This window comes from Acidithiobacillus sp. TH-A117, from assembly GCF_057473465.1.
The window spans coordinates 59,211-79,152 of record NZ_JBYCKQ010000033.1 but is presented as its reverse complement, the minus strand read 5'-3'; the positions used below and the strand labels follow the sequence as shown (position 1 = coordinate 79,152).

Genomic DNA, 19,942 nt, shown 5'->3' with positions numbered 1-19,942 from the left:
CAGAGTCGTGCCCTTGGGATATCGACACGCAAATCCTGGCTAACTGGTGGCCAGAATAAGTACGGTTGCCGTAATGTCCCATAATCGGTCATCCTGGATGGCAGAAGAACTGAGTAAAACCGGGCGATCTGTCGTTCAGAGTTTGCTGTCCACGAGACAGAATGGCGCATTCTGTCTCAAATAAAACTAAATTGGATATAAAGTGAATTTACAAATCGAATATGAAGCCTGCCCTCTATGCAAAGAATCAGGCGTAGCAATCGGGGTCGCTGACTGCACTCGTCATACCCTGTGGCATGAACCATTGCCACGAACTCTAGAGTGGATGCGTTGCTCAGCATGCGGTCATGTTTACACTCGTTACCACTGGTCTGAAAATGGATTAAAGGAAGTTTTCTCTAAAGCCCACACGAATCAATTGGCTGGCGGCGATCCTGACATGAAGCGCACAATCTGGGCGCCAACGATTGAGAGAACCATAGATGTTTTAGGTGGGTACATGAAAGTAATGAACAAAGAACAGCGGCCGACTTGGATGGATATCGGTTGCGGGGATGGCGCCTTAGTTATGACCGCCTCTGATTTCGGTTTTAACGCTATAGGATTGGATTCTAGGGCAGAAACAGTATCAAGGATTAAGGCTCTTGGATTTTCATCACAACAAATTGATTTTATGAATATAGATGAAAATGAGAAAGTTGATACTATCTCTATGATGGACGTTTTAGAACATATTCCGTACCCAACTACCGCATTAAAAAAGATAAAGAAGTTGTTGCGTCCAGGTGGCGCATTAATAATTAGTACTCCAGATCTAACCTCTTCAAGCTGGAGAATAATGGACGCGATGAAGTCTAATCCATACTGGATAGAAATAGAGCACCATCATAATTTTAGTCGAGACAGGCTTTTCAATATGCTTGTAGAGTGTGGATTTGTTATTGCAGGATTATCCACCCCTTATCGCTACAAAGCACAGATGGAAGTTTGTGCAATAAATGAACATTAATATTATCGTTAAAGATCCCGCTCGGATTCAGACCATCGGATTGACAATCCACTGGTCTGAACCACTAAATATCCAGTAAACACAGTAGGTTCATAGGGCAGTGTGCCGAAACTTGGCGCTTTGCCCAAATAATGCCCAAGTGAAGCCTCAAATACCCTGGGCGACTCATCACGATAAAACTACGGTACGCAGTAACATTGTTCAATTATGAAGCCAGGCTTACCGGACAGTATGACCAGCGCCTCTCCCGGATATTGGCGGCCGGCATTGCTGGTGAGTGGTACCACAAACACGCGACCTATGGTGGACTAGTGAGGTTACCAAGGGCAAGCGATTGGAGGACGTATCACGACGGAAAAAAGTGAACTCTCCATCGCAAAAGTCGATGGCTTCATTTGCGACTGAAAGCTAACCCCAAATGCCTTTTGTCGGGCGCCTGCGCGCAAGGTAACATGTCACTATACATGCAACCAGTGGAGGTATCATGTCATCTCTTCACACCTCAACGGACAAGACTACCCGTCATCGCGAGAGAATGAAGGCTGCAGGTTTACGCCCTGTTCAGTTCTGGGTGCCAGACACCCGCTCCCCTGAGTTCGTTGCACAAGTTCGCCATCAGTGCCTGAAACTCAACAATGATCCAACCGAAGCGGATATTTTACAGTTTACCGAAGAAGCCGCTGCGCAGATGGATGGATGGGTATAATGCAACGGGGAGACTTGGTCACAGTGTCCCTGCACGGTGACTATGGGAAACCCCGTCCCGCCGTCATTGTGCAGTCTAATCTGTTGAATGAATATGGTGCGCAGTACTGGATTCGAACCAGTGACCTTCGGCTTCGGAGGCCGACACTCTATCCAGCTGAGCTAACTGCGCGTGCTGCAGATTATAGGGAACTCGCTGGTAACTTGTCCAACCTTTCCTGGGCAAGCCCCTGAAAATCCAGCGCCAGCCAGTATTGTTCGGTCGAACGGGCGCGGGAGGCTTCGGGCTTGCGCACCACAATTTTTTTGAAGTCCTTGCGCAGAGCGCGGCGCAATTCTTCGGCACCGGCGCCCATAAACACTTTGATCAGCAAGGTTCCGCCCGGTCGTAACCAGCGCTGCGCCATATCCAGGGCCAGTTCTGCCAGATCAATGGCGCGCGCCTGGTCGACACTGGCAATGCCGGACATATTGGGCGCCATATCACTCATGATGAGATCTGCGCCTTCGGGCAGGGCTTCGCGACAGGCGACGATAACCTCATCTTCGTACACGTCACCGCAAATCACTGTGGCGTCGGCCACCGGATCCATAGGCAAGCGATCCACGGCCACCAGTCGGCCATGTCGACCAATCAAGGGAGCCGCCACCTGGGTCCAGCCCCCGGGAGCCGCGCCCACATCCAGAATCCGCATGCCGGGCCGAATAATCCGATCCTTTTCCTGAATCTCCAGCAATTTGTAGGCCGCACGGGAGCGATAGCCCTCTTTCATCGCGCGCTGGACAAACACGTCCCGAAAATGTTCTTTCAGCCATTTTTCACTGGATTTACTTCTCGCCACAACCACATCCTCCGCCCTTTGACCACCGCATCGCGCAAACGTACACTCCCATCCACCTTTTTTGAAACAATTACCTGACGAGGATACCATGCTGGACGCCAAACAAAGACAAAACCTGCGCGGTCAGGCCCATGCCCTCAAACCGGTGGTCATGATTGGCGCACAAGGGGTGACGGACGCCCTCCTCGCCGAGCTGGAAGTGGCTCTCGATGCCCACGAACTCATCAAGCTGCGCCTGCCCCAGCTGGAGCACGCCGCTCGCGATAGCATGGTCGAAACCCTCTGCGCCCGCAGTCACGCTGAAGCGGTCGGACGCATCGGACGGATACTTATTTTATACCGCGCCCGCCCTGCCACAGCCAACACCAGCAAATCGATCAAACGCCGATAAATTGGCCCATCCACCAAGAGTCCACAGCTCACGGCGCGACTTGGCAGCCAGCACCGTCATCGCTAGACTGATTTTGAACAATCTACCGGCCCACGGCCCGGAGCAGCATCATGACCGATAAAACCCCCACGGATATCCGGATCAGCGTCGAAACCCGCTATCTTCCCGAGCAATCCAGTCCTGAACAGGACCATTATGCGTTTGCCTATCAGATCACCATCGAAAACCACGGCCCTGAAACCGCCCAATTACTCAATCGTCATTGGATCATTACCGACGCCGAGGGGCGCGTACAAGAGGTTCAGGGTCCGGGCGTCGTCGGAGAACAGCCCGTGCTGCAACCGGGACAACGCTTTCGCTACTCCAGTGGCTCGGTACTCCCAACCCCGGTGGGTAGCATGCACGGCAGTTATGAATGGGTCACTGCCGATGGTGAAAGCTTTGAAAGCCCTATTCCCGCCTTTCGCTTGGCTGTCGCTACGGTTTTCCATTGAGCCGCAACAGTCTGCAGCGCGCCTACGGCATCTGGGCGCCGATTTACGATCAGGCCGTACGGGGCTTTTCCGAACCCTTGCGGCAACGCAGCCTCCGCCAGATTCCCCGGGATACATCCTGTCAGGTATTGATTGACGGCATTGGCACCGGACTGGACATTCCTTTTCTGCCCGCCCACTGCAGCGCTGTAGGTATTGATCTGACCCATGCCATGCTGCGGCGCGCCCAAGATCTGCAATCCGGTATTCCTTTGGTCCAGGCGGATGCCGAAGCCTTGCCTTTTGCCGATGCCTGCTTCGATTTTGTGGTCATGCATCTGATTCTGGCAGTTGTTCCCCACGCCGAACAAGCCCTGGCCGAAGCCAGTCGGGTCCTCAAGCCCCAGGGCCGCATCCTGCTGCTCGACAAATTTTTGCGTCCCGGCCAAAAAGCCTGGTTACGAAGGGGCTTGGGCCGCCTGGCAGGTGCCATCGCTACCCATACGGATATTACCTTTGAAGATGTCTTAGCAGGACACCCGGAATTACACTGCGTTCATGATGAACCCGCCGCCATTGGCGGCTGGTTCCGACTGATCACTCTGGAAAAACAGGCGTAATCAGTTTCCGCCACCGCCCCGTGACGCTTTCTTGCGTTCATTTTCGGTAAGATAACGCTTGCGGATACGGATGGACTGGGGGGTGGCCTCCACCAGTTCGTCATCGGCAATAAATTCCACCGCCGCTTCCAGGGTCATCTTGATGGGTGGGGTAAGCATGATGTTTTCATCAGAACCCGAAGCGCGCATGTTGGTCAGTTTCTTTTCCTTGAGGGGGTTGACCACCAGATCATTGTCACGGCTGTGGATACCAATCACCATGCCTTCGTACACCTTGTCGCCGGGGCTGACAAACATCCGGCCCCGATCCTGCAGGTTGAAGAGGGCAAAACCCACAGCCTCGCCTTCTTCCGCCGAAATCAGCACGCCGTTGTTACGGGCAGGAATACTCCCCTTGACCGGACCATAACCCTCGAAAATATGGCTGATAACGCCTGTTCCCGAGGTGGCCGTCAGAAATTCCGTGTGGAAACCGATCAGTCCTCGCGCCGGAATTTTGTACTCCAGGCGCACCCGGCCACGGCCGTCGGGAATCATGTCCTGCAACTCCCCACGGCGAATGCCCAGGCGCTCCATGATGGTGCCCTGATGGATTTCTTCCACATCCACCGTCAGCGCTTCGTAAGGTTCTTCCCAGACCCCATCCACCTGCCGTTGAATCACCCGGGGGCGGGACACGGCCAGCTCGTAACCTTCGCGCCGCATGTTTTCAATGAGAATAGTCAGATGCAGTTCGCCCCGTCCGGACACCATGAACACATCGGCATTGTCCGTATCTTCGACGCGCAGGGCCACGTTGATGAGCAGCTCCTTGTACAAGCGGTCGCGCAACTGGCGACTGGTAACAAACTTGCCTTCCCGGCCGGCAAAAGGACTGGTATTCACCTGAAAGGTCATGTTCAGGGTCGGCTCATCAATGGGTTTCCAGGGCAAAGCCTCCGGCGCTTCCGGCGCGGCAATGGTGGCACCGATGGAAGGCTCCTCGATGCCCGTCACGGCAACGATGTCGCCCACCGTCGCGGTTTCCCAGGGTACTCGTTTGAGGCCGTCAAAACCCAGCAACTGCAGGATACGCGCCTTGGTCTGGGTCTGATCCACACCATGAATCAGGACAATATCCTGGCCCGGCTTCATGGACCCCCGGCGGATGCGGCCAATGGCTATGCGTCCCACGTAGCTGGAGTAATCCAGATCGGCAATCTGCATTTGCAGCGGCCCTTCAGGATCGCCTTCCGGCGCATGGACATGGGACAAAATCAGTTCAAAGAGGGGTTTCATGTCGCCCGAACGCACATCGGGATTCTCTCCCGCATACCCTTGCAGGCCGGAAGCGTAAATCACCGGAAAATCGAGCTGATCTTCGGTAGCACCGAGCTTATCGAACAAGTCAAAAGTGGCACTGATCACGTAGTCCGGACGGGCACCGGGGCGGTCCACCTTGTTGATGACCACAATGGGCTTCAGCCCCAGCTCCAGCGCCTTGCGGGTCACAAAACGGGTCTGGGGCATGGGCCCTTCCACGGCGTCCACCAGCAGCAGCACGCCGTCCACCATGCCCAGCACCCGCTCCACTTCCGCACCAAAATCGGCGTGTCCGGGCGTATCGACGATGTTGATGTGAGTGTCACCCCACTGCACCGCCGTATTTTTGGCCATGATGGTAATGCCCCGTTCCTTTTCCAGGTCATTGCTGTCCATCACCCGCTCTTCCACCTGCTGGTGGGCGGCAAATGTACCGGACTGACGGAGCAACTGGTCCACCAGGGTGGTTTTGCCATGGTCAACGTGAGCGATGATAGCGATATTACGGATTTGACGAGCCACTGATATTCCCCAAAACGGTCATAAGAAAAAACGCGGGCAGCCACCGCCCCGCAGCGGGTTTTCTTATAACGGTATCCTGTCGAAAATGCAAATAAAAACCGCCCCGAAAGGGGCGGCAAGAGGGCGACCGAAGCCGCCCGGCAATAACTTTGACTTAGAAACCAGCCTGGAACTGCAACACCATGGTGTTGTAGATGTAGCCATTGACAGGTACCGAACCTGATCCAAATGCACCATCATGACCAAGATATGCCTGGCGGTACATAGAACCACCCTGAGGAATCACATAGTTAGCCTGAATACGGGCCGCATAAGGATCATTAGGATTAAAGGAGTAGTTCACACCAATCGTGTAATTATTCAGGCTACCCAGATTGTTATCGCCCGTCCAGTTGAAGCGCTCAAAGCGGAAAGCCGGCTCGATATCCAGCCAATCAGGCGTCAGCGTCATCTGATGGAGATTGGCGGCTAAAGCTACATACCAATCCTGAGCACCCAGACCAGCTATACCCTGGTAACTGGTCACATGACTATACTCTGCCATGTATTTCAGACCCATCATGCCACCGCGAGCGCCGACGTTCCAAGAGTCAATTTGTTTTGCAAAGCCTGGGGCAGAATCAAGTGTGTCCGCACGGGCACCAGACAGCTCGATATTCAGAAGCGGATTCAGCTTGTAGCCGACCATACCCGCAAAAAGATAACGACCGGTTCCGTTTGTGAGGATACCACCGACTCTTGTCTGGCCATAGGAACCGGGTATCGCGTTTCCGACACTAGGACCGCCGAAAGGCACGGCTACATTTCCATTATTGGAACCCAGCGGGTTAGCACCAAAAATCGTAAAGGCGTTGTTACCATCCAATGAATGGTTATCAAAAATACCCAAGCTATAGTACACACCGGTACCCATCACGTCCTTACTGTGGAACATAGCACCAGCACTACGATCAGCACCCAGCGACTGATTCATGGAACGCTGGATAAACCACAAATCATCACCGCCAAACTGAGTACGTTCCATGCCAACGGGCACACGGAACTTACCAACCTTCAACTGAACTTCGGGGATGAATGCGAAATTAATTTCGGCGTCCTGCACTCCAGATTCACCATTAACGCCTTTGAACAAAGCAGATGCCCCAGCAAGCGAACCGCCGCTCATCCAGGCACCATCCCACTTGTACTGGAAGTTATAGGTGACACCAGGAACGGCGGTACCTTTCACACCCAGACGAATACGATGTGCACCAAAAACTAGACCTTCATTTCCGGAACTACCAAACTGCTGACTGCCGGTAATCTGGGCAAATCCGTACAGGATCGGACCGGTATCCTGAGAATTCTCAGGCAGAAACACCTTGCTGGAAGTGTCGCTGGTCGCCGCAAAAGCTGCACCAGGCACCAAAACTGCGGCCGCAACGGCCAAAGCGATAAGATTCTTCTTCATGATAAAGCTCCTCCTCGAGAGCATTGTCTGGATACTACGCAGCAAGTTATAGCACCGGTGTGGACACTTTGCAACATTTTGACAACACCTTTTTTACAACGTCGGTAAAATAAATACAAAACAGCCCCAAAACTCCGCCATTAACGCCTCTGAATTTGACAGGCAAGCCAGCTCACGGCTATCATCGCGCCCACTCTTGGGGAATCGTCTAGCGGCAGGACAGCGGACTCTGACTCCGCTAACCGTGGTTCGAATCCACGTTCCCCAGCCAAAAACAGGCCTGGCCAACTCGCCAGGCTTTTTTATATGCCCAGGATTCACCGGCGGAACAACCCTCTGGTAGGCATCCACGCTTGCCGAAAGTCGCCTATGCTACTAAAGGCCTCAAGCAAAGGGGGCATGGACGCCTTGCGACACATCCAGCGAAGCAATTACAGCCGCACCGTGTTAGACTTTACTCTATGGAAACTCCGCAACCTATTTCTGACACCGCCCTGCATTTCACCAAAATGCAGGGCCTTGGTAATGATTTTGTCGTTTTAGATGGCATTCGCCAGCAGATGCATTTATCACCGGAGCAGATTCGCGCCATGGCAGACCGCCACTTTGGCATCGGTTGCGACCAGATTCTGCTGGTAGAAAAAACGGAAGCTGCCGATTGCGATTTTCGTTACCGCATTTTCAATGCTGATGGTAGTGAAGTGGCCCAGTGCGGAAATGGCGCCCGCTGCTTTGCGGTATTTGTGCGTCGTGCCGGCCTTAGCGACAAGGCTATTATTCAGGTAGAAACCCGGTCCGGGCAGATGCAACTGCAGATTCTGGAAAACGGCGAGGTGACGGTGAATATGGGTGCCCCGCGCTTTGCGCCCGGGCAGATTCCCTTGCGCGCAGCGGAAGAAGGTCCGGAATACCTGCTGGAAGTGGATCATGACACCCTGCGCATGGCCGCCCTGAGCATGGGCAATCCCCATGCTGTGCTGCGCGTGCCCGATGTCCATCAGGCGCCGGTTACCCAACTCGGGCCAAAAATCGAGAACCATCCGGATTTTCCGGAACGTTGCAATGTCGGCTTCATGGAAATCTGCGACCGTACCCACATTCGTCTCCGGGTCTGGGAGCGAGGCGCGGGTGAAACCCTGGCCTGCGGCAGCAATGCCTGTGCTGCGGTGGTGGCTGGTATCCGCTGGGGTGAACTCGACGAGCAGGTCGCCGTGGATCTGCCGGGGGGGCGCTTGTGCATCCAATGGGCAGGGCCCGGACAAGCGGTTATGATGACGGGACCGGCCCGGGTGGTTTTTGATGGCACCTGGCCACTCCAGACAGACCGCCTACCCAAATAGCCAAGGGAGAATCCAGTCATGCAGGACACGACATTGCGCGCCATTGCTGAAAGCCTCAACAGCAGCCCGGAACAACTGGCTTTTTTACATCAACTCAGCGATCAGGAAGGCGAAACCCTCGCCCATCTGATTGCGGCGCTGGCCGTCCACAGCGCTCCTGAACGCTACAGTGACACCCACTGGGAGGATGACTGAATTGGCAACCGCCCCGGAGCAGGATGATCTGGCGCAGCAGGTCCACCAGTATCTGCGCGAGCATCCGCAATATTTATGGGACCAGGAAGACCTGCTCCTTTCCCTGACCCTGCCCCATGTAGGACGCGGCTCAGCTTCCTCCCTGCTGGAGAGGCAGGCGCAGGTGTTACGGGAAGAAAATCAACGCCTGCAGCAACGCATCAGCGCCCTGCTAGGTGCCGCTCAACAAAATGCCGCCCTGGGACTGCACCTTTCCGATCTGGCTACGGAGTTGCTCAATACGCACGACTGCCCGACCACTCTGCATACGGTGCTGACCCGGTTGCGCGAGGGTTTTCAGGTGGAAGCTCTGGCGCTGATTGCTCGCGCGCCGGTAGCGGAGCTGCCGGAATTTGCCGTACTCGAAGCCGCAGACTTTTTGGCCTTGCTGGATGACACCACGTCTTCCCGGGCGGCGACCGGCTTGTCCCTGACCCCGGCACTGCGCAGCACCTTGTTTGCGGCCGACGGTGCAGCGCTGGAGTCCTTTGCCCTGATTCCGCTGCTAGGCCGGCATCTCCAGGCGGGCATTGTGCTGGGTAGTCAGCACCCCGAGCGCTACGCCGAGGATGCCGGTGCTGATCTGCTCAATCAGATTGCCCGGCTGGTGACGGCGGCACTGGATCGCTGCCTGACTCCATGCTGATTGAAGAAGCCATCGCCGACTTTCTGAATGCCCTTGCCCGGGGCGGTCGCTACAGTCCCGCTACCATAGAGTCTTACCAGCGTGACCTGCAGGGCTGGAGGCAATTCATGCGGACCCGCAAGACTCAGGACGAGGCCCAAAGTATGGAGGCTGTCCAGCCCACCGATCTGCGTGCCTATCTGATGCATGAACGCAGTCGCGGGGTAGCGATCCGCAGTCTGCGCCGCCGTTTTGCCGCCCTGCGCGCCCTCTACCGGTATCTGCAAAAAGACAGCCCTGATCTACAGAACACCGTGCAAGGCATCCTGATGCCCAAATCCGAACAACGCCTCCCCGACTGGTTGACCGTAGATCAAGCCAAACAGTTGATGGACGGCGCAGACAGCTCCGCAAATGCGTCGGATTTTGCCCAAATCCGCGACCAATTGATCCTGGAGCTGCTCTACTCCAGCGCCCTGCGCGTCAGTGAACTGGCAGGCATGGATCTGCAGGATCTGGATCGCCACGGTGGTAGCGTGCGGGTCATGGGCAAGGGCAGCAAGGAAAGGCTGGTCCCGGCGGGTTCGACGGTCTGGCGGGTTCTGACTGCCTATCTGCCCCTGCGCCATGCCCTGCTCCTGGACAAGCATCGTCCGGAAGAAAGCGCCCTGCTACTTAATGCCTCCGGTCAGCGCCTCAGTATCCGCAGCATCCAGGTACGCATCAAGACGCTGGGTGAAAAGCGCCTGGGTCAGCATATTCATCCCCACACCCTGCGCCACAGCGCCGCCAGTCATTTTCTCCAGTCCGCCGGAGATTTGCGCGCCGTGCAGGAATATCTGGGCCATGCGGGTATTGCCACCACGGCCATTTATACCCATATGGATTATCAGCGCCTGGCACAGGTCTATGATCAGACCCATCCCCGCGCCAAACAGTCCAAATCATCGCAAAACGAGGACCCCTTATGACAGATGCATTACCCCTGCACGGCACTACCATTCTCTGCGTGCGCCGAGGTGCTAATGTGGTCATGGCCGGTGATGGTCAAGTCACTTTTGGCAATACCGTCATGAAAGGCAATGCGCGCAAGGTGCGGCGCATCGAACCCGGAGTACTGACCGGTTTTGCGGGGGCGACGGCGGATGCTTTTACCCTGCTGGAACGCTTCGAGGCCAAACTCAAGGCCCATCCGGGGCAGCTGGCCAAGGCCGCCGTTGAGCTTGCCAAGGAATGGCGCACCGATCGGGTATTACGGCGCCTGGAAGCCATGCTCGCCGTAGCGGATGATAAACAAAGCCTGATTATCACCGGACAGGGCGATGTGCTGGAACCGGAATATGGCATCATTGCCATTGGTTCCGGTGGCCCTTACGCCCTCTCGGCCGCCCGCGCCCTGCTGGAAAACAGCGCTCTGACCGCCCGCGAAGTGGCCGAAAAGGCTCTAGGCATTGCCGGCGACATCTGTATTTACACCAACCACCACCACACGATTGAAGAACTATGAGCATGTCTGAAATGACCCCCCGCGAAATCGTCCAGGAACTGGACAAGTACATCATCGGCCAGTCCGACGCCAAGCGTGCAGTGGCTATTGCCCTGCGCAACCGCTGGCGGCGTGCCCAGGTCCCGGCTCCCCTGCATCAGGAAATCACTCCCAAGAACATTCTGATGATTGGACCGACGGGAGTGGGCAAAACCGAAATTGCCCGGCGTCTGGCGCAGTTGGCTAACGCGCCTTTCATCAAAGTGGAAGCCACCAAATTCACGGAAGTCGGTTATGTGGGCAAGGATGTGGAGTCCATCATCCGCGATCTGACCGAAACTGCCGTAGACATGATCCGCAGTGAACGCCAGACTGCCATGCGCCAGCGTGCCGAGGAAATGGCCGAAGAACGCATCCTCGATGCCCTAATTCCGGGTCCCCGGGACAGTTCGGTGCCGCGCAGCGATGAAGGCACCCGCCAGAAATTCCGCAAGATGCTGCGGGAAGGTAAACTGGATCAGCAGGAAATCGAGATCGAAGTGGCGGCTCCCAAGGCAGGCGTGGAGATCATGGCGCCCGCTGGCATGGAAGAAATGACCAATCAGTTACGGGATATGTTTTCCAACATGTCCCAGGGCAAGACCAATACCCGCAAAGTGCCGGTGGCCGAAGCGCAACGCCTGCTCACCGACGACGAAGCCGCCAAACTGGTCAATGAAGAGGAAGTCCGTGCCCTGGCTCTGGAGCGGGTTCAGTCGGGTGGCATCGTGTTCATTGATGAAATCGACAAGGTCGCGGTGCGCTCCGGCAGTCAGCAGGGTACGGACATTTCCCGGGAAGGGGTTCAGCGCGATTTATTGCCGCTGGTGGAAGGCTCCAATGTCAGCACCCGCTATGGGGTGGTGAAAACCGATCATATTCTATTCATTGCTTCCGGTGCCTTTCATCTCAGTAAGCCCTCGGACCTCATTCCGGAACTGCAGGGGCGACTGCCCATTCGCGTTGAGCTGGACGCCCTGAGCGCGGCGGACCTGGTGCGGATTCTGCAGGAACCGGAAAACGCCCTGGTCCGTCAGTACAGTGCCCTCCTCGCGAGTGATGGAGTCACCCTGCGATTCACCGATGACGGTGTCCAGCGCATTGCCGAAATTGCCCAGCAGGTCAATGAAAGGGTGGAAAATATCGGCGCCCGGCGCCTCCACACCATCATGGAAAGGCTACTGGAAGAAGTGGCATTTGCCGCCCCGGACCTGAGCCAGCCCAGCGTGGAAGTCAACGCAGCCTATGTGGATGGCCGTCTGCAGGATCTGGCCCAGGACGAAGACCTGTCCCGCTATATTTTATAGCGTGCAAATTGGGGGGGATGAAAGCCCTGATTGTTCAATCAGGGCTTGATATACAAGGCCCCTGTTGCCTGGGCTTCGGCAATGGCAATGACACCGGCAGGCACGAGATGACTGCCCGCAGGTCGGGCAGCAGGGTCCAGCCCCATATTGCGCAGGCTGTTTTCACAAAAATCCACGCACAAACCGGCGGTAATCCGTTCTTCGATTTCCCGCCGCCAGTGTCCATGGGCCCACAAGGAAACCGGGGACTGACCGTTGGCAATGACGCGCAGCGCCCGACCCGGATCTGCCGCTGCCGCGTTACGCACATTGGCCAGGAGATTGGGCCAGCGCCCCGCATCATCAATATGAAACAGCAGCATCTTACTCAGGCCGCAGAACTCAGTGCCAGCATTTTCTGACGCAACTTGCCCATGCTGCTTTTTTCCAGCTGACGTATACGTTCGGCGGAAACCCCCAGCTCATCGCCGAGCACCTGCAAGGTCTTGGGGTCCTCACTGAGCCAGCGGTTTTCGATAATATAGCGATCCCGCTGAGGCAGGGCCGACAACGCACGTTGCAAGGCAGCATGCTGATGGTCATCCCAATCCCGGTCAAACAGTTGATCCACCGTGGAATCCGCAGGATCGGCCAGTTCCATCACCCGGGAATTCCCGCTCTCTTCATCGGGCTCCATGTTCAGAGAATAATCATGGCCGGTCATGCGTCCTTCCATTTCCAGCACCTGTTCCTGGGTGACGCCCAAATCTTCGGCAATGGCGGCACTTTCCTCGCCACTCAACCAACCGGTATGGGTACGACTGGAACGCAGGTTAAAGAACAGCTTGCGCTGGGCTTTGGTGGTCGCCACTTTGACGATCCGCCAGTTACGCAAAATGAACTCATGTATTTCTGCCTTGACCCAATGCACGGCAAAGGAAACCAGGCGCACACCATGATCCGGATCATAGCGTTTGACCGCTTTCATCAGGCCAATATTACCCTCCTGAATCAGGTCCGCCTCCTGAAGGCCATAACCCCGGTAGCCCCGGGCAATGCGTACCACGAAACGCAGGTGACTGAGTACCAGGGATTTGGCCGCCTCGACATCATCATGATCGCGCAGTCGCAGAGCCAGATCACGTTCCTCTTCCGGCTCCAGCATCGGCTGGGCATTGACGAAACGCAAGTAAGCCGCCAGACCGTCGGTGCTGACCAAGTCCCTACTGGCTATAGCAAGTTCATTCATATTTTGTCCTCATGAATATCATGATACCTTGGACTCTCAATATCTGCCGTAAGTTCCAAGCTCAAAACAGTGCACAGACACTACTTGTTTAGTAGATGGCGATCATGGAAAGCCTTTTCAAGAGCTTTCTGCCCTTTTAAGAAAAAGTATGGTCGAGATGTTGACCCACGGCAAGTCGGGAACCCAGCCAGCCGAGAATGGCGCTGATGGCAATCAGGATCAATCCTTCCAGGCCCGTCAGCCCCAAAAGTTCAAAGCGCGTGCCGTAGAGGGTAGCCAGACGATCTACCGGCCCCTGCAAAATCGCAATGGTAATGGCGATGATGATCCAGGCCAGAACACCGGCAATAGCGCCCTGAATCAGCCCTTGATAGAGAAATGGGCGGCGGATGAAAGCGCGGGTGCCCCCCACCAGACTGGCAATATCGATTTCATCGCGGCGCTGGGCAATATGCAAACGAATGGTATTGCCCATGACCAGAATGGCGCCAACGGCCAACATGATGGCGAGAATCCAGACCGCGGTTTTTCCCAGGGCGAGAATCGCCTGGAGGCGCGCCACCCAATGTAAATCCGACTGGGCGCTGGCAACGCCGGGCAAGCGCGCCCAAGCCTGGATCTGCGCCTGCAAGGCAGCGGGGCTTTCGGACAAGGGGTTCAACTCGACAATGAAGGAAGCCGGCAGGGGATTTTCACCGAGAATCTTGATAGCTGCGGTCATGCCGGCATTTTTCTCAAATTCCTGGAGGGCTGCAGACTTACCCACATAGCGGACATTGACGACCCCGGCACTGCTCTGGAGCTGTTTCTGCAGTTGCTGGACATCCTGCTCGGTGGCGTCTTGATGCAGAAACAGGGAAATCTGCGCCTGGTCCCGCCACTGCCCCAGCAATTGCTGGAGATTATTCAAGGCGGCAAAAAGACCAACGGGGAGCGCCAGCACAATAGCCAGAGCGAAAATGGTCATCAGCGTCGCCAGTGGCTGCTTGACCAGGGTGTGCAGGGCGTTTTGGGCGGCTTCCAGACGAATATGTATGGCACTCACGCGGATTTCTCCTGAGAATTTTGCAGCATGCCTTGCTCCAGATGAAATACCGGCAGTCCCAGACGCTCGACCTGAGCCTGATCGTGGGTTGCCACCAGAACAGTGGTGCCATGTTGATGAAAGTCCTGGAACATATCGAGAATTTCCGTGCTCAAGGAACCGTCCAGATTGCCGGTCGGTTCATCGGCCAGAAGGATTTCCGGGGTATGGACAATAGCCCGGGCAATACCCACCCGCTGCTGCTCTCCTCCCGACAGGGTCGCCGGCATGTTGTGAATCCGGTTACCCAGACCGACTTTTTCCAGGGCAGCACGCACCCGGCTTTGAATCTGCTTGGCATTCACCCCGCTGACCTGCAGGGTCAGGGCGACATTGCTGAACACATCGCGATCCATCAGTAATTTGTGATCCTGAAAAACCACGCCGATGCGCCGCCGATAAGCAGGGATGTGGCGTTTTTTCAGGGTCGACACATCCACACCATTGACCATCAACGTACCGTGGCTCACATCTTCCAGACGCAGCAACAATTTCAGCAAGGTACTTTTGCCGGCTCCGGAAGGGCCGGTCAGCAAGGCCATCTGTCCAGTCGGAAGCTTGAGATTCAGCTCGCGGAGGACATGATGGCGACCGGGATAGTGCTTGGTAACATTGATGAATTCAATCATGACTTCGACTCCGCGAAGAGAGCATCCACAAAAGACTCGGGATCAAAGGGGCGCAGATCGGCCACCTGCTCACCCATGCCGATATAGCGAATCGGAATAGGCAGGGCCTTGGCAATAGCGGCCACCACCCCGCCCTTGGCGGTTCCATCCAGCTTGGTAATACAAATACCGGTCAGGCCAACAGCCTCGTGAAACTGCTGGGCCTGATTGAGAGCATTCTGTCCGGTGCCGGCATCCAGCACCAGCCAGATCTGATGGGGAGCATCCGGATCCTGCTTGCCCAGTACCCGCTTGACCTTTTTAAGTTCTTCCATCAAATGGTTCTGGGTGTGCAGACGGCCGGCCGTATCGGCTATGAGCAGATCGGCGTCCCGGGCGCGGGCGGCGGTAAAGGCATCAAAAATCACCGAGGCACTATCGGCGCCGGTTCCCTGGGCAACCACCGGCACCTGTACCCGCTGGCCCCATCCTTGTAATTGCTCCACCGCTGCCGCCCGGAAGGTGTCACCCGCAGCAAGTACCAGGGAAAAACCCTCGGCTTTCCAGCGCGCGGCGAGTTTACCGGTAGTCGTGGTTTTTCCCGCGCCATTGATGCCGACCATCATCAGCACCTGGGTTCGGCCTTTTTCCGGCGCCCAGGTTTCGGCGCGGGGTTGCAGAATGTCCAGCAGGGCACTGCGCAGGGCTTTTTTGAGTACGGCGGGGTCTGTCAACTCTTTGCGACGAACTTTTTCAGTCACGGCCAACATGATTTCCCGGGTCGCCGCTGAGCCCAGATCGGCCTGCAAAAGCAGGGCTTCTAGATCTTCCAGCAATTCATCGTCGATGACTTTCTTACCGAGAACGAGTCGGCCAACACCTTCTGTCAACTGTTCCCGACTGCGACTCAGGCCCTCGCGCAGACGTGCAAACATACTTTTGGGGGCATTGGTGGAGGGAACACTGCCCTCTACCGGCTGGGGCAACGTATCCGCTGCAGGTACGTCCGTTATGGCTTCTGCTGCTGGTTCTGGCAGCGATGACGAAGAAAGATCGTCTTCCGCTTCTGGTGATTGGTCCGCTGGCTCCGCTTCTTCGCGAACAGCATTTTCGAAAGCTTCTTCAACCTCCTGGGGAATGGCAGGGCTTTCAGCAGCCTTGCTCTGTTCCTCCGGAGAAGGGCTTTTGTTACGCTTGAACCAGTTAAAAACCATCGAGTTTGCAGAACCTCAAATATCATGATCTATGGCATTATCCACCGAAGCCGCCTGCCGAACAATGCACAGGCACAAATCCCCTGTTATGCGGGCAAATCCCGGCGGGGATCTGCATGACGGTGCGGATTATAGCGGGGCGTTGTCGGGGGCGCAGCTTGCTGACTCCTTCCGGGCCCGGCGTCAGGCCCACCCCGGGAATCGTTCGGGAACGCCTGTTTAACTGGTTGGGGGGAGCGGTTGCCGGAGCGCGGGTACTGGACCTGTTTGCCGGCAGCGGCGCCCTGGGCCTGGAGGCCTGGTCACGCAATGCCGGAGAAGTGGTTTTTGTGGAAAAAAATCCGCAACATCGCACTCTGTTGTTACGCAACCTGCAGGCCTGCGGGATGGCCGAGAGCCAGTTGGCCGGCAAGGATGCGCTGGTTTATCTGCAGCAGGATCCCCGCCCCTTTGATATAGTGTTTGCGGACCCGCCCTTTGATCAGGGTTGGCCCCGCCGTCTGGCCGGTGCGTTGCGTACCACGGCCACCTTCCCCACCCCTCGCTGGCTGTACCTGGAAAGCTCGGCAGCCGAGCAATGGCAGGAAGCAGACATTCCGACCGGCTGGCAAACCTATCGGCACGGCCATTGTGGCGAGACCTTTTATACTTTGTACTGCAAGCAGCAGGAGAATATGGACAAGGCATGAATAGCTCAACCCAGCCAAGACGCATCATTTATCCCGGCACTTTTGATCCCATCACCCACGGGCACGAAGATCTGGTGCGCCGTGCCGCCCTGCTATTTGATGAAGTCGTGGTCGCCATCGCGGCGGAAACACCTAAAAATCCCATATTTTCTTTAGAGGGTAGGGTCGCTCTGGCCCGGGAAACACTGGCTGGCATACCGGGAGTCCGGGTGCGTGCTTTTTCGGGTTTGCTGATTCATCTCCTGGAGGAAGAAAAAACCCACCTGATTTTGCGGGGCCTGCGGGCCATTTCGGATTTTGAGCACGAGTTTCAGCTGGCTTCCATCAATCGACGCATGGATGCCCAGATTGAAACGCTGTTTTTGATGACTTCCGACCAACATACCTTCCTTTCTTCCAGCCTGGTCCGGGAAATCAGTCGCCTGGGCGGCGATGTCAGCGCCTTTGTCCAGCCTGCCGTGGCCCAGGCCCTGAAACAGCAGTTCAGTGACAGGGTGGACCACCCTCCTTCAGGAAAGTAGAATATAGAATTGGTCCAAGGAGTAAGGCATGTCTCTGCGTATTGATGACAACTGTATCAACTGCGATGTCTGTGAACCCGAATGTCCCAACAGCGCCATCAGCATGGGTCCGCATATTTATGTGATTGATCCCAATCTCTGTACAGAGTGTGTGGGGCATTACGACACCCCCCAGTGCATGGAAGTATGCCCGGTTGATTGCATCAGCAAGGACCCCGAACATGCGGAGTCCCCCGAGCAATTGCAAGACAAGTTCCTGCAGCTTACCGGACAGGCCTGAAGGGTTCCCGAAGCAGGCTCAACAGAGGTGCAGAGTGGCGGTCCAGCCGGTCACTTTGCGCCTGTATTTCAGCAATATTCTGCTCCAGCTGCTGTACACGGGTGTCAATATTACCCATCGTCGTGGCAATATTCTGCAATGCATTCAGTTCATCTTCGGCATTCTGGTGAAAGAGCTGGAGCTGCTGGTTCATGACGGCCATGATTTCATCCACCCAGTTTTCGGCTTCGCGGCGGGTTTCCACGACAAAGTCCCGGGTGCGGCTGGCCACGGTCAGAAACGCCTTGCGCACCACCGCGCTTTGGGTATTTACCGCGATTTCCAGCATCATGCCAAAACGCTCATAGTTTTCCGACATATCCATTAATTCCGCGCGTCTGGGCATCATGGCATAGGGTACCGCTCGCAAGGGCGGCAGACGATAGCGCTTCTGCAATGCCTGGTATTCTTCGGCCACCATGGCCGATACTTTTTGCGCGCCCTCCAGAGCCCGGTCAAAGTGGGCAATGGCTTCACTGAAAAACTGCCGGAAGCGCTCCACAATCCCGGCGGTAGTCCAGGCCGAGAGCATTTCGGCCTTGGCATTGCTGATGACCAGGTCGAAGCTATTGGGCGCCAACGGAATCAACAACGCTTCTTCAACCGCCTGGCGGAACCGGGTTTTTTTCTCTTCAAACGCCTGCCGGTCAGCTTCAAAGTTTTTCAGCAGCAACTGATGCTGCTCTACCAGTTTAGGGATTTTTTCGGCGGTACGGTCCTTGAGGCTCTGCACACTTTCCATTTGTGCCAGTAACCGATGGCGCTGATCCTGAAGGATGTTTTTTTGATCGAGAACCGCTCTTTCGATCTGGGTCCGGCATTTATCCTTGATGGCTTGATGGCGTGCCGGAAGCAGTACGTCCACAATGGATCGTTCCAACTCGGCCATGCCACTGCGTTGCAGCAGATCGGCGTCCTGACGGATGCGCGCCACCAAGCCTTTCTGGCCGGACACCGGAATAACCTGGGCGGGACTGATCCGCAAGCGGGTCGCGGTATTTTCCACCTGCCGGGCAATTTCCTGTTGAATATCGTCCCAGTCTCGCAACTCGTCCCAAAGGGCATCAATTTTGTTCAGGAGTACAATTTGTTTTTGATGGGCATTGCGCAGCAGATACTGGTCCCAGATCATTAGATCGCTTTGCGTCACCCCGGTATCCGCCCCCAACAGAAAGACGATGGCGTCGGCGTCGGCCAGCATACTGAAAGTCAGCTCGGGTTCCGCACCAATCGCATTCAGGCCGGGTGTATCCAGCACGGTCAGGCCCGCATCCAAAACCGGATGGGCCAGATAAAGAATGGCATGCCGCCAGCGGGGAATCAGCACCTTGCCCAATCCGCAGGAAGGGCAGACGGTACGCTCGCGACTTTTAGGGGTCCGATTCAGGGGCGGACAAAGACCGATGCGACGGGCATCTTCTACGGCTACGCAGACGGTTTCCGTCAGATGCGCCAGAGACTCGGAGCGCTCTTTTTTGTCCTCCAGGGACAAGGGAAACTTGCGCCAGGCACTACCCGCTTTTTTGAGCTTTTCAATACTGACATCCAGACTGCGACTGGCTATGGGCAAAAGCTGCAGTCCGGGACGTCCCTGGGGCGCTCCGCGAATTTCCACGGGACACATGGTGGTCTGACCGGAACTGGAGGGCAGAAGCCGTTGCCCCATGTCGGAAAAAAACAGGGCATTGATTAGTTCGGTCTTGCCCCGGGAAAATTCTCCGACAAAGGCGATGCGCAAACTGTCCTGTTCCGTATCATAAGCCAGGGTTTCCAATTGCAGCATTGTGCCACTGGGCAGCAAGCCCAGATCGGCCGTGAGTGCTGCCATTTCATGCAGGCCGCCAACCAGATCTTGCCGCCAACGATTTAACGCCGAAAGGCCTTCCAGAATGGGGGATTGGGTCATCGACTGCGCAGCGCTCATTATTCACTCC

At 56.0% G+C, this 19,942-nt stretch carries 23 protein-coding genes, 2 tRNA genes and 1 pseudogene; 16 read left to right on the top strand and 10 right to left on the bottom strand.

Annotation, left to right across the window (positions count from 1 at the left end; genetic code table 11):
• Positions 1–202 precede the first annotated feature (202 nt).
• The 3 genes and pseudogenes from AC2VLR_RS08525 to AC2VLR_RS08515 all read left to right on the top strand — a co-directional run.
• Complete coding sequence (locus AC2VLR_RS08525; RefSeq protein ID WP_486881741.1) at positions 203–1,009, top strand: class I SAM-dependent methyltransferase; 807 nt, start codon at positions 203–205, stop codon at positions 1,007–1,009.
• A 484-nt stretch (positions 1,010–1,493) separates the two neighbouring features.
• Positions 1,494–1,715, top strand: a complete 222-nt coding sequence (locus AC2VLR_RS08520) for an antitoxin MazE family protein (RefSeq protein ID WP_031570022.1) — start codon at positions 1,494–1,496, stop codon at positions 1,713–1,715.
• Positions 1,706–1,804: pseudogene (locus tag AC2VLR_RS08515) on the top strand (type II toxin-antitoxin system PemK/MazF family toxin); the annotation flags it as partial. The gene AC2VLR_RS08520 and the pseudogene AC2VLR_RS08515, both read left to right, overlap by 10 nt.
• 5 nt (positions 1,805–1,809) lie before the next feature.
• Here the strand turns inward: AC2VLR_RS08515 and AC2VLR_RS08510 are convergent.
• Positions 1,810–1,886: transfer RNA gene (locus tag AC2VLR_RS08510), tRNA-Arg, on the bottom strand.
• 10 nt (positions 1,887–1,896) lie between these two features.
• The gene (locus AC2VLR_RS08505) at positions 1,897–2,556 is read right to left on the bottom strand and encodes an RlmE family RNA methyltransferase (protein ID WP_486881740.1); all 660 of its coding nucleotides are present in this window, start codon (positions 2,554–2,556) and stop codon (positions 1,897–1,899) included.
• Between the two features lie 88 nt (positions 2,557–2,644).
• On the opposite strand from AC2VLR_RS08505, the gene AC2VLR_RS08500 reads away from it, so the two are divergent.
• From AC2VLR_RS08500 to AC2VLR_RS08490, 3 genes are all read left to right on the top strand, one after another.
• Positions 2,645–2,947, top strand: coding sequence for a YhbY family RNA-binding protein (locus tag AC2VLR_RS08500; protein ID WP_486881739.1), 303 nt, complete (start codon positions 2,645–2,647; stop codon positions 2,945–2,947).
• Positions 2,948–3,057: 110 nt separating this feature from the next.
• Entirely contained in the window at positions 3,058–3,441 is a 384-nt protein-coding gene (apaG, locus tag AC2VLR_RS08495; RefSeq protein ID WP_486881738.1) for a Co2+/Mg2+ efflux protein ApaG, read from the top strand.
• Positions 3,438–4,040 carry a class I SAM-dependent methyltransferase gene (locus AC2VLR_RS08490; protein ID WP_486881737.1) on the top strand — a complete coding sequence of 201 codons (603 nt, stop codon included), beginning with the start codon at positions 3,438–3,440 and terminating at the stop codon, positions 4,038–4,040. Before apaG ends, AC2VLR_RS08490 begins: the two co-directional genes overlap by 4 nt.
• Here the strand turns inward: AC2VLR_RS08490 and typA are convergent, their stop codons facing one another.
• On the bottom strand, positions 4,041–5,864 hold the full coding sequence (gene typA / locus AC2VLR_RS08485) for a translational GTPase TypA (RefSeq protein WP_486881736.1): 1,824 nt from the start codon (positions 5,862–5,864) through the stop codon (positions 4,041–4,043). It abuts the gene before it with no gap.
• A gap of 154 nt (positions 5,865–6,018) precedes the next feature.
• Entirely contained in the window at positions 6,019–7,314 is a 1,296-nt protein-coding gene (locus tag AC2VLR_RS08480) for a porin (RefSeq protein ID WP_486881735.1), read from the bottom strand.
• Positions 7,315–7,511: 197 nt separating this feature from the next.
• Between AC2VLR_RS08480 and AC2VLR_RS08475 the strand changes: the two genes are divergently transcribed.
• The 7 genes from AC2VLR_RS08475 to hslU all read left to right on the top strand — a co-directional run bounded on the left by AC2VLR_RS08475 (position 7,512) and on the right by hslU (position 12,345).
• Positions 7,512–7,585 (top strand) — tRNA-Gln (locus AC2VLR_RS08475).
• Between the two features lie 190 nt (positions 7,586–7,775).
• Positions 7,776–8,654 carry a diaminopimelate epimerase gene (dapF, locus tag AC2VLR_RS08470; protein WP_486881734.1) on the top strand — a complete coding sequence of 293 codons (879 nt, stop codon included), beginning with the start codon at positions 7,776–7,778 and terminating at the stop codon, positions 8,652–8,654.
• An 18-nt stretch (positions 8,655–8,672) separates the two neighbouring features.
• Positions 8,673–8,849 carry a hypothetical protein gene (locus tag AC2VLR_RS08465; protein WP_215842613.1) on the top strand — a complete coding sequence of 59 codons (177 nt, stop codon included), beginning with the start codon at positions 8,673–8,675 and terminating at the stop codon, positions 8,847–8,849.
• A 1-nt stretch (position 8,850) separates the two neighbouring features.
• Positions 8,851–9,534 carry a DUF484 family protein gene (locus AC2VLR_RS08460; RefSeq protein ID WP_215842641.1) on the top strand — a complete coding sequence of 228 codons (684 nt, stop codon included), beginning with the start codon at positions 8,851–8,853 and terminating at the stop codon, positions 9,532–9,534.
• Positions 9,528–10,484, top strand: a complete 957-nt coding sequence (locus AC2VLR_RS08455) for a tyrosine recombinase XerC (protein WP_486881733.1) — start codon at positions 9,528–9,530, stop codon at positions 10,482–10,484. Before AC2VLR_RS08460 ends, AC2VLR_RS08455 begins: the two co-directional genes overlap by 7 nt.
• A complete protein-coding gene (hslV, locus tag AC2VLR_RS08450) occupies positions 10,481–11,020 on the top strand; it encodes an ATP-dependent protease subunit HslV (protein WP_101537783.1) in 540 nt (179 codons plus the stop codon). Before AC2VLR_RS08455 ends, hslV begins: the two co-directional genes overlap by 4 nt.
• A 2-nt stretch (positions 11,021–11,022) precedes the next feature.
• Positions 11,023–12,345, top strand: a complete 1,323-nt coding sequence (gene hslU, locus AC2VLR_RS08445) for an ATP-dependent protease ATPase subunit HslU (RefSeq protein WP_486881732.1) — start codon at positions 11,023–11,025, stop codon at positions 12,343–12,345.
• A gap of 38 nt (positions 12,346–12,383) precedes the next feature.
• Here hslU and AC2VLR_RS08440 read toward each other — a convergent pair whose 3' ends face one another.
• The 5 genes from AC2VLR_RS08440 to ftsY all read right to left on the bottom strand — a co-directional run bounded on the left by AC2VLR_RS08440 (position 12,384) and on the right by ftsY (position 16,479).
• Positions 12,384–12,707 (bottom strand): DsrE family protein, encoded by a 324-nt coding sequence (locus AC2VLR_RS08440; protein WP_486881731.1) that lies wholly within the window; start codon positions 12,705–12,707, stop codon positions 12,384–12,386.
• Positions 12,708–12,712: 5 nt separating this feature from the next.
• Complete coding sequence (gene rpoH, locus AC2VLR_RS08435) at positions 12,713–13,573, bottom strand: RNA polymerase sigma factor RpoH (RefSeq protein ID WP_486881730.1); 861 nt, start codon at positions 13,571–13,573, stop codon at positions 12,713–12,715.
• A gap of 136 nt (positions 13,574–13,709) precedes the next feature.
• On the bottom strand, positions 13,710–14,618 hold the full coding sequence (gene ftsX, locus AC2VLR_RS08430; protein ID WP_486881729.1) for a permease-like cell division protein FtsX: 909 nt from the start codon (positions 14,616–14,618) through the stop codon (positions 13,710–13,712).
• Entirely contained in the window at positions 14,615–15,286 is a 672-nt protein-coding gene (gene ftsE, locus AC2VLR_RS08425) for a cell division ATP-binding protein FtsE (RefSeq protein WP_486881728.1), read from the bottom strand. The genes ftsX and ftsE overlap by 4 nt, the downstream gene beginning before the upstream one ends.
• Positions 15,283–16,479, bottom strand: coding sequence for a signal recognition particle-docking protein FtsY (gene ftsY, locus AC2VLR_RS08420; RefSeq protein ID WP_486881727.1), 1,197 nt, complete (start codon positions 16,477–16,479; stop codon positions 15,283–15,285). Before ftsY ends, ftsE begins: the two co-directional genes overlap by 4 nt.
• A gap of 116 nt (positions 16,480–16,595) precedes the next feature.
• Between ftsY and rsmD the strand changes: the two genes are divergently transcribed.
• The 3 genes from rsmD to AC2VLR_RS08405 are packed head-to-tail and all read left to right on the top strand — an operon-like array spanning position 16,596 to position 17,969.
• Positions 16,596–17,168: a 16S rRNA (guanine(966)-N(2))-methyltransferase RsmD gene (gene rsmD, locus AC2VLR_RS08415; protein WP_486881726.1), complete on the top strand. Its 573-nt coding sequence runs from the start codon at positions 16,596–16,598 to the stop codon at positions 17,166–17,168.
• Positions 17,165–17,689, top strand: a complete 525-nt coding sequence (coaD, locus tag AC2VLR_RS08410) for a pantetheine-phosphate adenylyltransferase (protein WP_486881725.1) — start codon at positions 17,165–17,167, stop codon at positions 17,687–17,689. Before rsmD ends, coaD begins: the two co-directional genes overlap by 4 nt.
• Positions 17,690–17,717: 28 nt before the next feature.
• Complete coding sequence (locus AC2VLR_RS08405; protein ID WP_215842621.1) at positions 17,718–17,969, top strand: YfhL family 4Fe-4S dicluster ferredoxin; 252 nt, start codon at positions 17,718–17,720, stop codon at positions 17,967–17,969.
• On the opposite strand, the gene AC2VLR_RS08400 is transcribed toward AC2VLR_RS08405, so the two are convergent.
• Positions 17,953–19,932, bottom strand: a complete 1,980-nt coding sequence (locus AC2VLR_RS08400; protein ID WP_486881724.1) for a dynamin family protein — start codon at positions 19,930–19,932, stop codon at positions 17,953–17,955. The two genes, AC2VLR_RS08405 and AC2VLR_RS08400, sit on opposite strands and share 17 nt — an antisense overlap.
• Positions 19,933–19,942 lie beyond the last annotated feature (10 nt).